This window comes from Terriglobia bacterium (assembly GCA_020072645.1).
Lineage (GTDB): Bacteria > Acidobacteriota > Terriglobia > Terriglobales > Acidobacteriaceae > Angelobacter.
This window is the reverse complement of sequence record JAIQGK010000001.1, coordinates 120,450-135,228: the sequence shown is the minus strand read 5'-3', so window position 1 is coordinate 135,228 and position 14,779 is coordinate 120,450. Positions and strand designations below refer to the sequence as shown.

The following is a 14,779-nucleotide window of genomic DNA, read 5'->3' as shown; positions in this document are numbered from 1 at the left end:
CAATGGACCAGCGTTTTACATCGGCGCAAGTGGTGAAACTTACGGGCATCACGCCGCGGCAGCTTCAGTGGTGGGATGAGCGAGGCATTGTGCAGCCGCAGCGCAAAGGCCGCATCCGGCTGTACTCGTTCGATGACCTCACGGAGATCGCGGTGATTTGCGCTCTCCGCCGCAAGGGTTTTCCGCTGCAGCGCGTCCGCCGCATCATGAAATTCCTGCAAAAGGAATTCGGCAGGCGGCTGGCGGAAGCGGTGAGCAACGGATCGGAGTATCACCTCTTGACCGATGGAAAACGCATTTACCTGGAAAACTCAGAGCGCCAGGTAATCGACATTCTCAAGAACTCGCGCCAGCCGTTGCTGGGGATTTGCCTGAGTGACGCTGTGAAGGAAGTCCGGGCTGAAATATTCAACCGTCGTCCAGCGCAGAAGCAGGCGGCGCGAAACGCGGGCAGAAGGCGAAGTTCGTAATCAGCCGGCTGCGCGTGCTTGAATGCAGGTCCTAAAAAAGGGGAGAAACAGAGTGGCGGAGGTGACCATGGTGGCAGAGCTGAACATCGTGACGGAATGGCTTCCGGAACAAATGGAGCCGGGAACAATCTTTGTGTTGGAAAACGCGGGCGAGGTCGGCGACCAGGAAGATCCTTACTGGGCCGTGCTCTCTTGTCCGGAATGCGGCACGCTGGGTTTGATCACCCGCAGACAGATGCGCGGCGTGGTGCCCGTAATTTGCGGATCAAGCACCTGCCCGGCGCAGTTCGTGATTATTGATGAACAAGTGGTGCCGCGGCGGCCCAACTAGGCCGAAGTTCGATTCATGATGAACTAGCCGCCCCCAGCGGATTAGTCCAGTTTGCGCGCTTGAGATTTCCCATTTCGGGATTTGCGGAAGATGCGCGCCTTCACCTCTCCAATTACAATCTTGTAGATGATTCGCTCACTTGAATGGACCAGCCAGGGAATCCGCCTTATTGATCAGACGCGGTTGCCCATGGAAGAAGTTTTTGTAACCTGTGGCACGTATCAGGAAGTTGCAACCGCCATCCGCGACATGATTGTTCGTGGTGCGCCCGCCATTGGCGTGGCTGCGGCCATGGGCATCGCGCTCGGCATCAAACATTCCGCTGCCCCGGATATCGCCACCCTGCGTACGGAATTCGGCCAGATCTGCCGGATCATGGGAGAAACACGGCCTACAGCCGTAAATCTTTTCTGGGCCATCCGCCGTATGCAGCAGGCGTTTGAAGCTGCGGCCCCGCAGGGTGTTCACCAGGTGAAGATCAACCTTGTGGAAGAAGCACAAAAGCTGCTGCTGGAAGATATTGCCGCGAATCAAGCCATGGGACGCCATGGCGCCGCACTTATGCCTTCGTCCGGCGGAGTGCTCACCCACTGCAATGCGGGCGCGCTGGCCACGTGCGGTTACGGCACTGCGCTCGGCGTCATCCGGTCCGCCATTGATTCAGGCAAAAAACTGCATGTCTTTGCCGATGAAACACGCCCATTTCTGCAGGGTTCGCGCCTTACCGCATGGGAGTTGATGAAAGATGGCATCCCGACCACGCTCATCGCGGACAATATGGCCGGCGCCATGATGCGCCAGGGCAAGATCAAGGCTGTGATCGTGGGCGCGGACCGCATTGCGGCCAACGGCGACGTGGCCAACAAGATTGGCACTTACAGCGTGGCTGTTCTGGCCAAAGAGCATGGCATTCCTTTTTATGTTGCTGCGCCGTGGTCCACCGTGGACATGAACATGCCCGACGGTGAAGGAATTCCCATCGAGCAACGCTCAGCCCGGGAAGTTACGCATCACGCCGGTAAACAAGTTGCTCCGGATGGCGTGCTGGTGGAGAATCCCGCCTTTGACGTAACGCCGAGCAAGTACGTGGCGGCCATTGTCACCGAGCGGGGAATCGCCAAGCCGCCTTTTGTAGAAACTTTGCGCGAACTGGCAGCAATGGAAGCGGTTAAGGCCTAGTCTAAGCGCATTCACCCTCTGTTTCTAAGATGGCATGGATTCCCAAGTCATTGCCCACTGTTCCCGCGGGTCCAGGCAATCAAACAATGGATCGGCTCTTCACCAATCTGTGCCCGCAAGCTTCCGTCCTAAACTAAAAAACAAGACCCAGCAGGGTTTGTTGTCTGTTCCGGAACATTTTGCGCATTCTTACTTGCAATATCCGTAACGTTTTGCAAGTTCTCCTCACTACCTACCAAAACAATTGCATCTGGAGCATCAAGTTCTTAGGGTTCCGATTTGGACGATATCCAACATGATCTTTGGATTCTCAACGACTAATACGAACGGATTGGGCCCGTGGTGCGGATCGTGCAATTGCTCTGTTTCTACAAAGAAAGCGTGGAGGCTTTGAACTATGAATAATGCTACCGTCTGTGGAGGAGTGGTCAACCGTTTAGCGTCGCAGGCTGACGCCATGGGACGCCCTCCGCATAAGTATAGGAACTCGCGCCGGACCTATCTGGTCGGGCTGGTATTGTTGATTGCGGGAGCGGCGCTGGGGTTGACGATCCTGTTGGTCCAACCATCGCCAGTGAATGCTCAAACCATTCCCACGAACGCCTCCGGCGGCTGTCCGGTTTCTGCGGCAACCTTCAACGGCTGGTTTCAATCCGGAACGCCCTCGGTGAACGGCATAGTAAATCCGGCCAACAGCTTGACCTTCACGGGTTCCAGCCTGTGCGCCTTCTATCAGTGGTCGGAACAGATGTTCCTTTGGCTGCTCTCTCCGGCCCCATCGAGTTATGGCGGCGGCGCTCACATCTTCGATTCTCCCACCTTCTATGACGTGTCCCCTCTCAACTCGAGCGACCAGCGCACGATGACCAAACACGTCTCTGGCCGGTTTCCCATCATTGGGGTGCGCGTCCCTATCCCCGGACCGCACGGCTTGCCGATGATCATGGACCGGAATCACCGCCTGTTCGAGGTAGAGCCCGCAAAGGTTGCGCCCAGCGGCAAGCAGCTCATCCGGAATGGCTTAGGCAAGGAAGTGGAAGTTGGGAGTGCTGCCATTACACAAGGCAAAGTGGTCTTTAAGGACCCAGCGGGCAAGGTGATTGCGACGCCCAAGCCGATCCTCCGTCCCGAGTTGCTCAAGCCGGTAGCGCCGCTGAAGCCTGCTCCGAAGGCTGCTCCGCGAGCTATCACCAAGGTGATGCGGAAATCCGCCGCACCGCAAGCAGTAAAGCCGCAGATCGCGCAGCGGTTTACTATCAACGGCCGGAAAATCTTCATCAATCCTTTTGGCGGGCTGGTGACCCCAGTAGACCCAGAAGAAGGTCAGGCGACGTTCGATGCGCTCTTGTCACAGGGACCATCGCTCGTTTACTACACAATCGTGGTTAACGACGTATATGCTTACTTCCTGACCGGCAACAAGACCGGTGGCATCACGCCGGCGGCATCGGAGTTTCCAACCACCGCTGCCGACCTGGCCAAGGTCACGACCTTCGCTTCGTCGAAAGGTGTAACTTTTCCTGATCCCAATGCTCTGGCTGTCGAAGTCAAGATGTCGTGGGTAGACGCGTCCACTATTTCCAACCCAGGTAACTACATCACTGTGAAGGGGACCGTGCCGACGTATAACACTTCGAATCCCAGCCAATGGGTTCCCACTGGAACGAAGAACATCACGCTGGCTCTGGTGGGTGTGCACTTCGTAGCTACGACCGCCGGGCATCCGGAAATGATCTGGGCCACCTTTGAGCACTTCGGCAACACGCCCAATGCGGCCTATACCTACGCCTCAACCACGGGAAATAAGACCATCCCGCAGGACAGCGCCGGAAACTGGCTGTTCTGTATCCCGAACTGCCCGACCGGCAGTACATTCAACCAGTCGCACGCGCAGCTATCCGGAAACAACATCGTCGGGTCCCCGTCCATCACTCCCAGCAATACCCTCCGGACGAACCCATGGGGACTGCCGGGCACGGCGGCGGCTAGCGTGAGTTCGAACACGCAAATTGTCTCTATTAACAACAGTGTTATTTCGCAGTTGGTGTCAGGAGACATGCGCAAGAACTACTTCATGCTTGGAGCAACCTGGACCGCGGGCGGCCAGCCTCCGTCAAGCGGCACTCAGGTTGGCACCAATGTACTGGCCAACTCCACCATGGAAACCTATGTGCAGGGCACCTCGAACTGCTTCAGCTGCCACGACGACCTGGGATCAGCTAACGGCATGTTGGGCATAAGCGCGGACAGTGGGCTCAGCCACATCTACTTCCCCATACAACCGCTTCCTTAAGAATTGAGGATTGCGGACTCGGGCGGCTCTTGTGGCCGCCCGTTTTTTATGACTGGCACTCCGATGAGCGCATATCCGATCTCAGTATTGTTCATTCGCGTCGCCGTGACCCGGCGACTGCCGAGAACAGCTTAAGCTGCGTGTGTCTGTTTCTGGATTGTGATGGCCGCGCCATCCAGCTCATAGCCTTCGTCTTTCAAGGTTGTTTGCGCCGCCGCGCGAAGGTCAGTTTCACTTGCGGTCTGGGGGAGACTGCAATAGCGGCGAATTACCTCTTCGCCAACGGAAATTCGTACCATCCACTTTGACTTTTCGGAATCCCAGGAAACTTCAGCATGATCTGCACGCATTTGCTTGCCTCCGTTGTAACTACCTTTTTCCGATTGCCTAAACCCGATTTTGGTTGGTTCTTAAAACTCCATTGTCTTCAAATTCGGGCTCACGATCAATCGGGCCGCGGTGGCTTTTTGCACGTCTTCCGCCGTCAACCCCGGTGCCACCTCCTCTAATAGTAGGCCTTTGGGCGTGACATTGATATAAGACATCTCGGTCACAATGGTGTCCACAACTTTCATTCCCGTTAAGGGAAGAGTGCACTTGGGTAGGATTTTGGACGTGCCGTCTTTCGTCGTATGCTCCATGGCGATGATCACGCGCCGCGCGCCCGCCACCAGGTCCATGGCGCCGCCCATGCCCTTCACCATTTTTCCCGGAATCATCCAGTTCGCCAGGTTCCCTTGTTCGTCCACTTCCATGGCGCCCAGCACGCTCAGGTCAATGTGGCCGCCGCGGATCATGGCGAATGAGTCGGCGCTGGAAAAATACGCCGTACCCGGTACTTCCGTCACAGTTTCTTTGCTGGCATTGATCAGGTCAGGATTCTCTTCGCCTTCAAAAGGAAATGGCCCGACCCCCAGCATGCCATTCTCGCTTTGCAGAATTACTTCAACGCCTGGAGCAATGTAGTTGGCCACCAGCGTTGGCATGCCAATCCCCAGGTTCACATAGAAGCCATCCTGCATCTCTCGCGCGATTCGTTTCACGATCCGCTCGCGCTTCTCCACGTCTTTTTGCTTGTCCACTTTATTGACTGGTGTTGTCGCCATAATGGTCCCCTGCAATCGCGATGGGCTCTGTGTAGAGACGTAGCATGCTACGTCTCTACGTTAACAGTATCGTTCGAGCAATGCGCAGTCGTTACCTGACGCTTCACGCCCGCTTTCTTACGGTGCGCTTTTCAATGCGCTTTTCCTGTCCGGTGCTCAACACGATCCGCTTCACATAAACGCTGGCCAGGTGAACGCCATCTGGATCAAGCTGCCCAGGCTCCACGATTTCTTCCACCTCGACAATTGTGACCCGCGCCGCCGTGGCCATAACAGGATTGAAGTTTCGCGCGGTTTTGCGAAAGATCAAATTGCCCCAACGGTCGGCTTTCCATGCCTTGATAAGCGCGAAGTCGGCCTTCAACCCGCGTTCCATCACATACGGACGACCGTCGAATTCTCTTATCTCTTTGCCTTCTGAAACCACGGTGCCAGCACCGGTGGGAGTAAAAAACGCTGGAATACCCGCACCGCCAGCACGTATGCGCTCCGCCAGTGTGCCCTGCGGATTCAACTCCAGCACCAGTTTGCCGGTAAGAACAAGTTTTTCAAACAACTTGTTCTCGCCGACGTAGGAGCCAATATGCTTCTTGATCTGGCCCGTCTGCAAAAGTTTGCCCAGGCCAAACTCGTCCACCCCGGCATTGTTGGAAACCGTGGTCAGGTCCTTTACGCCCTTGCGGACAAGGGCATCGATAAGATCGGCAGGAATTCCGCACAGCCCGAAACCACCCACCATGATCATTGAACCGTCTTTTACGTCGCGGACGGCCTCATCAGCGCTGGTAACGACTTTATTCATAAACAGATGATTTTAACTAGCTGTGGCGACGGGTGCAATCAGCGGACAAAGTACGGGAGCATGAATTTGCCGATAAACACTATCAGACTGAACACGCAACCAAACACCATCAGCGCAATGGCAGCATGCTACCATTCTTTTCGCTTTGGATCTTCAGGATCGACTTGAGCGGTCGCTGCCATTGCACCGATAACACAGGAAATGAATCCAAAACCGAGCGAAACAGTCCAGCGATCCAACCAGACAGTAAGGATCGCCAATCCTGCCCACACGTAAACATATGCCTTCAAAATGGCAATCTTTTCGCCTCGGCTCACTCTCCCTCAATCAAATGCCTTAACAGCCGTTTCCCTTCCGGCCAGTCACCCAGGCCGGACTCTCCATTGATGTGCCCGGCGGCGCCGATATCGACAAACCGGCTGCCCCAGGAACGCGCAAATTCCCGGGCACGGGCAATCGTCAGGTAGGGATCGCTGCTGCTGGCCACAACGATTGAAGGAAATGGAAGCAGGTCACGCGGGACGGGCGCAAAATCCTTGAGCTGCTTGGGAGCGTCTTTGCCATCAACGTCAGCCGGCGCCACCAGCAATGCGCCTTTGATCTTGTGGACCTCTGACGGCGCGGCTTTGCACCAGTGCGCCAGCGCGATACAGCCCAGGCTATGTGCCGCAAAAACAATCGGCGCAGGCGACTGCTTCACTTCGGCGGTAATCCGTTCCAGCCACCAGTCGCGGTGAGGATACTCCCAGTCCCGTTGCTGCACCCGCAGAAAAATGGGATTCTGTTGTTCCCACAACGTCTGCCAGTGCCGCGGGCCGGAATTCTGCCATCCCGGCAGCACCAGCACCGTGGCAGCAACGTCTCTTGTGCCCAGCTCAAAGCGGTTGGCATGATCAAATTCCTCCCGCAATGCCGGCGTGCGCAGGTTTTCACGAATGTGCACCAGCCGTTGCTCCAGCTTGCTCAGAACGTTTTCAATGTTGGCCGTATTGGTGTGCGCAATGTCCCGCCACATGGAATAAGGGCTGGAAGCGATGCGCGTCATCTCTCGCAACGCGCGTCCCCCAACGGCATGCACATCAGGGTTGTCGCCCAGTTCCTCGACCAAAGTCGCCGCCAGCGCGGTGGCAATCATCTGCGGAAGGTGGCTGGTCCACGCGCACATCAGATCGTGGCGCTCCGCATCCATTTTCAAAATGCGAACGCCAATTCGCTCCAGCAGTTCGCAATAATCCTTGATCTTGCCGCGGTCCGTGGATTGGCCTGCCTGCGGGACCAGCAGCCATACGGCATTGAGAAATAACTTTGCCTCGGCATTTTCCAGGCTGCTGTGTTCCTTGCCCGCCATAGGATGGCCGCCGATAAAATGCTGCGCCGCTTTGTCTCCAAACACGGCACGCGCGCGATCAAGGATCTCTTTTTTTGTGCTGCCGACATCCGTGATTAACGCGTCCGGCGGCGCAACGGGACCAATGCGCTCAATCAGGTCGATAATTCCGCCCACGGGCGTAGCCAGGACGATCAGGTCGCTTCCGGCCACGGCTTCCACTGGATCTTCAGTGCCTGTGTCTATGGCGCGCATGCTGCGGGCGCGGTCCACAACGGCGCGGCGATCGCAACCAACAATCTTGCCGCCAAACCCCGCCGCCTTTAAGGCCAGCGCGAAAGAGCCGCCGATCAGTCCGGTGCCGATAATGGTGATCTGCTTAAACGCCATACTTGCTTCGAACGCTATACCAGATTGAAAATTCGAACCTTGCTCGATCCGATCTCCCGGTCACCTTGATGACCCGATCTTGCGGATCAGATCCGTGTGATCGTGTTGCTCAGCAGGAGGTTTTTGGTTTTCCGATCACTCGATTCCCCGATCACCGGATCCAAGGTGCGCTTCGCGCACCCCCCTCCCCCCTATACCTCAACTAGGATTCCAAAGCACTTACACGATTCAACCCCGGGGATACTTCTTTCAACCCCGGCATCTCCCCCCGATCCCTGCGGCGGGGCACAGGCATGAAAACCATACCGCTCATAACAGACATAAGACTATGAAAATAAAAGGTTTATTTTACAACTGCTTGACAGAAAAGTCAATGAAAATTCTCTTATATTTGCACGCTGAAGGCCCAGATCTGCCCCTGACTGTACAGGGTTCAGCATGCTGCTCAGCCCCCACGCGTGCCATCCCCTAGGATCGAACCTATGCCACGAGCTTATCTTGTGCGTTCTCGCGAGAACCAGAAATCGGCTCCGCTGCTCTTCAGGGTTGCCTATGCTTTGGTCTTCCCGGATTGCAAATCTATTAGCAGCTTGGCAAACGCCTTCTTGTACGCATCATGATTCTTCCAATTACTGAAATCAGGGATGAGATACTCGCGGATCTCGGCAGCGAGGTCTTTCGACAGATCGCCCTCCCAGTACTCCCACTGCTGTAATTGTTTGAACGGTACCAGCGAAACCGGGAACAACACGTCTTTCTTTTCCTGCGCCTGACGTTTCGCCGCCTTCTTGATCTCTCGCTTGACCCAATCACTCTTAATGCTGTCAGGAGAAAGAATCAGCAACACTTTTTCGTGCAGTCGGATAGCCTGATCAATCTGCCGATCGAGTTTTAAGCCTGCTTTGGCATCATGTGCGGCAAACCAGCAACGCACGCCCTTATTCTGCAAATCGGCATGTAGCCGCTCCGCAAATTCCTGGTTTTTTGTGGAGTAGCTGATGAAACAGGAGTAGTACTTGAATGCGGTCCCGGTGAGTGAATGCATGTACTCGATGAAGTTGTCTGGAACGCCGGCACCACGCAGGAATTCGAAGGGAATGTTGCCTTGAGACTTATACACAGTATCGATGCTGATATAGGAGGGCCCTTCATGGACCATTTCGTTTAAGCCTTTGACCGAGCTGAGATCTACATCTCCAAAGATCGTATGTCCGACGTTTGCTGCACTAAGATCCGCTCCGCTGAGGTCGGCACGCGAAAAATTTACTCCCCAAATATCTGTTTCATAGAAGCTTGCCTTATTCAGGATAGCTTCACTAAGGTCCGTCCAGCTAAGGTCAGCATTATTGAGTACCGCACGGCTTAGATTCGCTGCAACAAGACTCGCCGATACGAGCCGTGCCTCGCGGAGGTCAGATCCAGTGAGGTTTGTCTGATAGAGATTCGCCCTTTGAAGAAACGCCCTGCTCAGGTTCGCCCCACTCAAGTTCGCTCCATCAAAGTGCGTTTCAGTAAGGATTGCGTCACTTAGATCGGCATCATTCAAGTCGGCATTCTCGAATCGAGCTCCAGTGAGTTCGGCATTACTAAGGTCTGCTCCAATGAGAATCGCATCCGTCAAATCCGCTCCCGTAAGGTCAATGCTTTCACCAAAGTTCGCCTTACGCCACTGATTCCAATTTTGAACATCTTTTTTCAAACGCTTAATTAGCTGTTCATCGGCCACAGTTTGAACTCTTTCTTGAGAAAAATGAAATTTGGCCGACATTCTAATTCAATTTGAAACTCGTCGATTGGTTGGCGTAGCGCGAATCGGAGAAAACGGGAACAGCCTGGACTGTCATAAATTAACTTTGGAGAATTCATCTGATCGACCGATCGCCGTCATCGCGATTCATCGCCGGAATCGGAAGCAACATCTTTGAAATACGGAGGACAGGAGAAAACGGAGGAAATTGGGTTGTATCCCAAGCGTAGCGATGAACCCCTATTCATAATGAAATGTATACATTTCGCGAAAATAAACTGAACATATCGTGGGATAGCAATCCCTTGCTCCGCTCGGGATTTCAGAAAGATTCCCCTCCGGTTCCTCCTTTCCTCCGTGTTTCAAAGGTGTTGTTTTTTTTTGCTTTTCCGATCACGGCGATCTCGGCGATCCGGGTCAACTACGCCATCTTTCTTCCCACCGCAGGCGCAATAACTCGCAACTGTCCCACGAGTTGGGCGAACTGCTCGGGATACAGCGACTGAGCGCCGTCGGAAAGAGCTTTATCAGGACAGTTGTGGACTTCAATCAGCAGGCCATCAGCGCCGGCCGCGATCGCGGCGCGGCCCATAGGAGAAACCTTTTCCCGGCGGCCAGTCCCGTGCGATGGATCGGCAAGGATAGGAAGATGAGAAAGCTTCTTGACGATGGGTATGGCGGAAATATCCATGGTGTTGCGGGTGTAAGTCTCAAAAGTCCGGATGCCGCGTTCACATACGATGACGTCATAGTTGCCGCCGGCCATCAGGTATTCAGCGGAAAGCAGAAGCTCTTCAATGGTTGCGGCGATGCCGCGCTTCAATAGCACCGGCTTGCGGACCTTGCCCAGTTCGCGCAACAGGTTGAAATTCTGCATGTTGCGCGCGCCCACCTGCAGCAGGTCAACATAAGGCAGCATTACTGGAATCTGCGAGATTTCCATGACCTCGCTAACCACCAGCATGCCAAATTGGTCTGCCGCTTCGCGCATCAGCTTCAGCCCGTCTTCACCCATGCCTTGAAAGCTATAAGGCGAGCTGCGAGGTTTGAACGCGCCGCCGCGCAGGAACTTGGCCCCGGAACGCGCCACCGATTCAGCGACAGCAAAAATCTGGTCGCGCGATTCAATCGAGCATGGCCCGGCCATCAACACCACTTCGTCGCCGCCAATGCTCACGCCGCGCTTGAACTTGACCACTGTTCCTTCAGGACGAAAACTGCGGGCCACCAGCTTATAAGGCGAGCTGATGCGGTGCGCTTCGCCCACACCGGGCAGCACCTCGATGTCGCGAATATCGAACTCATGGCGCGCGCCTACCGCGCCCAGCACCGTCTGCCGTTCTCCGGTGGAGCGGTGGACTTCAAAACCCATGTCGATCAGGCGCTCGATCACGTGCTGGATCTGTTCTTCGCTGGCTTTTTCCTGCATTGCTACGATCATTGATTTTTGTCGCTCCGCTCCAAACCGCTCAAGACTCTCCTGTATGCCGTCATTCCTCTGCTCCTGCTGCAAGCAGCTCGCCGCGCTAGCCGGGCTCGCTACGTGCTTTCCGATTACGGCGATTACGCGCGATTACGGCGATTACGCGCGATTCAATCGTTCACTTCTGTATCAAATTCTGTGCGACCGTCGCCGGCAACCACTTTCGGCGCGATTTCATTCTTCTGGATATTCCGCATCACGTCGATAATTCTTTCATACACTTGCCGCAGTTCGCTGTGCGGCAAAGGTCCGTGGTTGGCGCGATGCACGTTCTCAAAAATCTTTTTTTCGCGCTCCGGTTCGTAGATCGGCATACTGGTATTGCGTTTCAGCTTGCCGATTTCATGCGCTGCCTGCGCGCGTTCGTTCAGTAATTCCACCAGGCGGCGGTCAAGCTCGTCGATTTTTACGCGCCAGTCGGCGATGTCCATAAAGTCTCGGGATCCTGATATACAGCCATTAAAGGCCGCATAAACTTAACTAAGTTAATGCTCTAATAGAATAACTTAATTATATTAACTTTGTGAAGAGGCCGCGCTCTTGCCGCCTGACTTCAATCCGCGCACAAAGCCCTCAACCGCCTGTGCTTCTCTTCCCGGATTTTGCTCGATGAGTTGCACAATCGCGCTGCCAACCGCAACGCCATCGGCAAATTGCCCCACTTCTGCAAACTGCTGAGCGTTGGAAATGCCAAACCCCACGGCAACCGGCAGCTTGGTGAACTTGCGGATACGTTTCACCAGGCCCTGCACATCTGCCGCCACCTGTTTTTGCGTTCCGGTGATTCCGGTGCGCGAAACCGCATAGACAAAACCTTTGCACGCCTCTGCGATGGCTTTGAGCCGCGTGTCAGTACTGGTGGGAGCAGCAAGAAAAACCGTATCGAGATTATGCGCAGCCATTGCGCGGCGATATTCGTCTGCTTCTTCAACCGTCAGATCGGTAATCAGCGCTCCGTCCACGCCGGCTTTTGCTGCTTCGGCACAAAAACGCTCCATGCCAAAACGCAACATGGGATTCAAGTAGGTAAAAACGATTAACCCGGCGTCCGTTTGTTTGCGTACATCACTCGCAAGCCGCACAACGTCTTCCAGCGACGTGCCATTCTTTAGCGCACGCTCGCTGGCCCGCTGGATCACTGGCCCATCCGCCACAGGATCGCTGAACGGCACGCCCAGTTCAATAATGTCGGCGCCGCCGCGGCACGCAGCCAGAATGATCTCCCGCGTGGTAGCGATGTCCGGATCACCGCAGGTGACATAGGCGACGAGAGCGGGACGCGCGTTGAAAGATCGGGTGATCCGGTGATCTGGTGATCCAGTGATCGGAACCTGTGATTGAGGCTGTCTTTTATCCATCATGCTTTTGCCGTCCTTCTCGATGCGGAGAAAATTGACAATAGTTGATTCGCCTCGTTGCTTAAGTCAGTGAGCTTGCTTGCTGCTACCATCCCGCTATCGCCCAGCATCTCAAGCCAAAACACAGTTTCGTCAGACTCTTCAACGACAATGCCCAATTTCGCAATAAATTCAGCCTGTGAACGCGCACGGCCCACCGCTCTGTAGTTGGCGGCCATAGAGGTCGCTGAGCGAAGAATCTGCTGAGCAATGACATTGGCCTCGCGCGTTTTCGGTAAAACCTGCGACATCCTTATGATTCTCAGCGCAAACGCCTTGGTTCTGGTTCGCAGTTCAAGATGCTTGTCTATTCCCATATGAATCTTTCCTCCGTGTTCAGATCACCCGATCAACGGATCACCCGATCACCCGATCTTTGCTTCTTCATCCGATCTTTAAATTTTCGCGCAGAATTCCAATATCTTTGTCGCCCCGCCCGGAAATATTCACAATCACAATCTCAGATTTCTTCATCTTTGGAGCTCGCTTAATGCATTCCGCCACGGCGTGAGACGACTCCAGCGCCGGAATGATTCCTTCAGTCCGAGCCAGCCAGGTACATGCCTCCAGTGCTTCGGTATCGGAAGCAGCCACGTATTCGGCGCGCTTTGAATCTGCCAGCGCAGCGTGTTCCGGCCCGATGGAAGGATAATCCAGCCCGGCAGAGATGGAATGCGTAAGCCCAATCTGGCCATGCGCGTCCTGCAGGACGTAAGAAAAAGTTCCCTGAAGCACTCCGGGCAGTCCGCCGCGAAAACGCGCCGCATGGTCGCCCAACTCATGGCCACGCCCGCCGGCTTCGACGCCGATCAGCTTGACCTTTTTATCCTTGAGGAATTCATGAAAGATTCCAATCGCGTTGGACCCGCCGCCCACGCAGGCAATAATCGCCGCGGGCAACTTGCCTTCAGCTTTCAGGATTTGCGCGCGGGCTTCGCGGCCAATCACAGAATGAAAATCGCGCACCATGGTGGGATAAGGATGAGCGCCCAGCACGCTGCCCAGCAGGTAATGCGTGTCGCGGACGTTGGTGACCCAGTCACGCATGGCCTCGTTGATCGCATCTTTCAGTGTGCGCGAACCTGACTCCACGCCGCGCACCTCCGCGCCCAGCAGGCGCATGCGGAAGACATTCAATTCCTGCCGCCGCATGTCTTCCGTTCCCATATAGACAACGCATTGCAGTCCGAACAGCGCGCACACGGTTGCGGTGGCGACGCCGTGCTGGCCCGCGCCTGTTTCCGCGATGATGCGCTTCTTGCCCATGCGCACAGCCAGCAATGCCTGGCCCAGGCAGTTATTGATCTTGTGCGCGCCGGTGTGCAGCAGGTCTTCGCGCTTGAGATAAATCTTCGCGCCGCCCAGTTCCTTCGTCAGCCGGGCCGCATGAAACAACGCTGTTGGACGGCCCGCATAGTCCTTTAACAGGCGCTCAAATTCGGCGCGAAATTTTTTGTCGCGCTTTGCCTTGTCATACTCGCGCTCCAATTGCTCCAGCGCCGCCATCAGCGTTTCAGGCACATAGCGGCCGCCATAGAGGCCAAACCTTCCGGCTACATGTTTCTCTTTTTTTAATGCGCTTGTTCTCATATCTGTTCCGCCCTCCGCACCGCCGCGACAAATGCTTTAAGTTTTTCTGGATCTTTCCGTCCCGGTTCGCGCTCCACTCCGGTCACAACGTCAACGCCCCAGGGCCTGAAAGTTCGAATCGCGTCGCCAACATTCTCCGGATTCAGCCCTCCGGCAACAACAAATTGGCCCTGCCGCTCGCCCAATTGCGTCCGCGCCGATTGCCAGTCAAAGGTCTGACCGCTGCCTGCTCCCGAATCCAGCAACCAGGTATCGACCATGCCCGACAAACCAACATGATCAAGCCGAAGCTCATGGCCGGTCTTTACGTGGATGGTTTTGATCTTACGCATTGAGTCCCGCCTGTCGGGTGGAAGACACTCATACACAGTCGCCGGCGATTCCTCCCCATGCATCTGCAATCCCGTTAAGTCCACTGCATTGACCACGCCACAAATTTCTGCCGCTGAATTGTTCATAAACACGCCGATCTTTTCTACTTTCACAGGCAACTGGCTGATAATCTCCTGCGCCTGCCCTGGAGTGACGCGCCGCTTGCTGGGCGCAAAGATAAAGCCCAGAGCGTCCGCGCCGGCTGCGATCGAGCTGAGCGCGTCTTCAAGAGAGGTAGTCCCACAGATTTTGATCCATGTACGCATGCAATTTGTTTTTGTAGGGAAAGCTG

At 55.2% G+C, this 14,779-nt stretch carries 15 protein-coding genes and 1 pseudogene; 4 read left to right on the top strand and 12 right to left on the bottom strand.

What is annotated here, in order from left to right:
• Positions 1–2 precede the first annotated feature (2 nt).
• The 4 genes from LAO76_00590 to LAO76_00575 all read left to right on the top strand — a co-directional run bounded on the left by LAO76_00590 (position 3) and on the right by LAO76_00575 (position 4,273).
• Positions 3–470 carry a MerR family transcriptional regulator gene (locus LAO76_00590; GenBank protein ID MBZ5489411.1) on the top strand — a complete coding sequence of 156 codons (468 nt, stop codon included), beginning with the start codon at positions 3–5 and terminating at the stop codon, positions 468–470.
• Between the two features lie 67 nt (positions 471–537).
• The gene (locus LAO76_00585) at positions 538–801 is read left to right on the top strand and encodes a hypothetical protein (GenBank protein ID MBZ5489410.1); all 264 of its coding nucleotides are present in this window, start codon (positions 538–540) and stop codon (positions 799–801) included.
• Between the two features lie 126 nt (positions 802–927).
• Positions 928–1,980: an S-methyl-5-thioribose-1-phosphate isomerase gene (gene mtnA, locus LAO76_00580; GenBank protein MBZ5489409.1), complete on the top strand. Its 1,053-nt coding sequence runs from the start codon at positions 928–930 to the stop codon at positions 1,978–1,980.
• A 397-nt stretch (positions 1,981–2,377) separates the two neighbouring features.
• Positions 2,378–4,273 (top strand): hypothetical protein, encoded by a 1,896-nt coding sequence (locus LAO76_00575; protein ID MBZ5489408.1) that lies wholly within the window; start codon positions 2,378–2,380, stop codon positions 4,271–4,273.
• Positions 4,274–4,404: 131 nt separating this feature from the next.
• Here the strand turns inward: LAO76_00575 and LAO76_00570 are convergent, their stop codons facing one another.
• The 12 genes and pseudogenes from LAO76_00570 to LAO76_00515 form a co-directional block, all read right to left on the bottom strand.
• A complete protein-coding gene (locus tag LAO76_00570; GenBank protein MBZ5489407.1) occupies positions 4,405–4,623 on the bottom strand; it encodes a hypothetical protein in 219 nt (72 codons plus the stop codon).
• Positions 4,624–4,683: 60 nt separating this feature from the next.
• Positions 4,684–5,379 (bottom strand): CoA transferase subunit B, encoded by a 696-nt coding sequence (locus LAO76_00565; protein ID MBZ5489406.1) that lies wholly within the window; start codon positions 5,377–5,379, stop codon positions 4,684–4,686.
• Between the two features lie 103 nt (positions 5,380–5,482).
• Positions 5,483–6,181, bottom strand: a complete 699-nt coding sequence (locus LAO76_00560) for a CoA transferase subunit A (protein ID MBZ5489405.1) — start codon at positions 6,179–6,181, stop codon at positions 5,483–5,485.
• Positions 6,182–6,494: 313 nt separating this feature from the next.
• Positions 6,495–7,055 (bottom strand): alpha/beta hydrolase, encoded by a 561-nt coding sequence (locus LAO76_00555; protein ID MBZ5489404.1) that lies wholly within the window; start codon positions 7,053–7,055, stop codon positions 6,495–6,497.
• A 3-nt stretch (positions 7,056–7,058) separates the two neighbouring features.
• Positions 7,059–7,898 (bottom strand): annotated as a pseudogene (locus LAO76_00550) (prephenate dehydrogenase).
• 550 nt (positions 7,899–8,448) lie between these two features.
• The gene (locus LAO76_00545; GenBank protein MBZ5489403.1) at positions 8,449–9,666 is read right to left on the bottom strand and encodes a toll/interleukin-1 receptor domain-containing protein; all 1,218 of its coding nucleotides are present in this window, start codon (positions 9,664–9,666) and stop codon (positions 8,449–8,451) included.
• A 400-nt stretch (positions 9,667–10,066) separates the two neighbouring features.
• Positions 10,067–11,086 (bottom strand): 3-deoxy-7-phosphoheptulonate synthase, encoded by a 1,020-nt coding sequence (gene aroF, locus LAO76_00540; GenBank protein MBZ5489402.1) that lies wholly within the window; start codon positions 11,084–11,086, stop codon positions 10,067–10,069.
• Positions 11,087–11,238: 152 nt separating this feature from the next.
• Positions 11,239–11,559: a chorismate mutase gene (locus LAO76_00535; protein ID MBZ5489401.1), complete on the bottom strand. Its 321-nt coding sequence runs from the start codon at positions 11,557–11,559 to the stop codon at positions 11,239–11,241.
• Between the two features lie 84 nt (positions 11,560–11,643).
• Positions 11,644–12,486, bottom strand: coding sequence for a tryptophan synthase subunit alpha (gene trpA, locus LAO76_00530; GenBank protein MBZ5489400.1), 843 nt, complete (start codon positions 12,484–12,486; stop codon positions 11,644–11,646).
• Positions 12,486–12,842 (bottom strand): four helix bundle protein, encoded by a 357-nt coding sequence (locus LAO76_00525; GenBank protein MBZ5489399.1) that lies wholly within the window; start codon positions 12,840–12,842, stop codon positions 12,486–12,488. The genes trpA and LAO76_00525 overlap by 1 nt, the downstream gene beginning before the upstream one ends.
• Before the next feature lie 67 nt (positions 12,843–12,909).
• Complete coding sequence (gene trpB, locus LAO76_00520; protein MBZ5489398.1) at positions 12,910–14,115, bottom strand: tryptophan synthase subunit beta; 1,206 nt, start codon at positions 14,113–14,115, stop codon at positions 12,910–12,912.
• On the bottom strand, positions 14,112–14,753 hold the full coding sequence (locus LAO76_00515; protein MBZ5489397.1) for a phosphoribosylanthranilate isomerase: 642 nt from the start codon (positions 14,751–14,753) through the stop codon (positions 14,112–14,114). The genes trpB and LAO76_00515 overlap by 4 nt, the downstream gene beginning before the upstream one ends.
• Positions 14,754–14,779 lie beyond the last annotated feature (26 nt).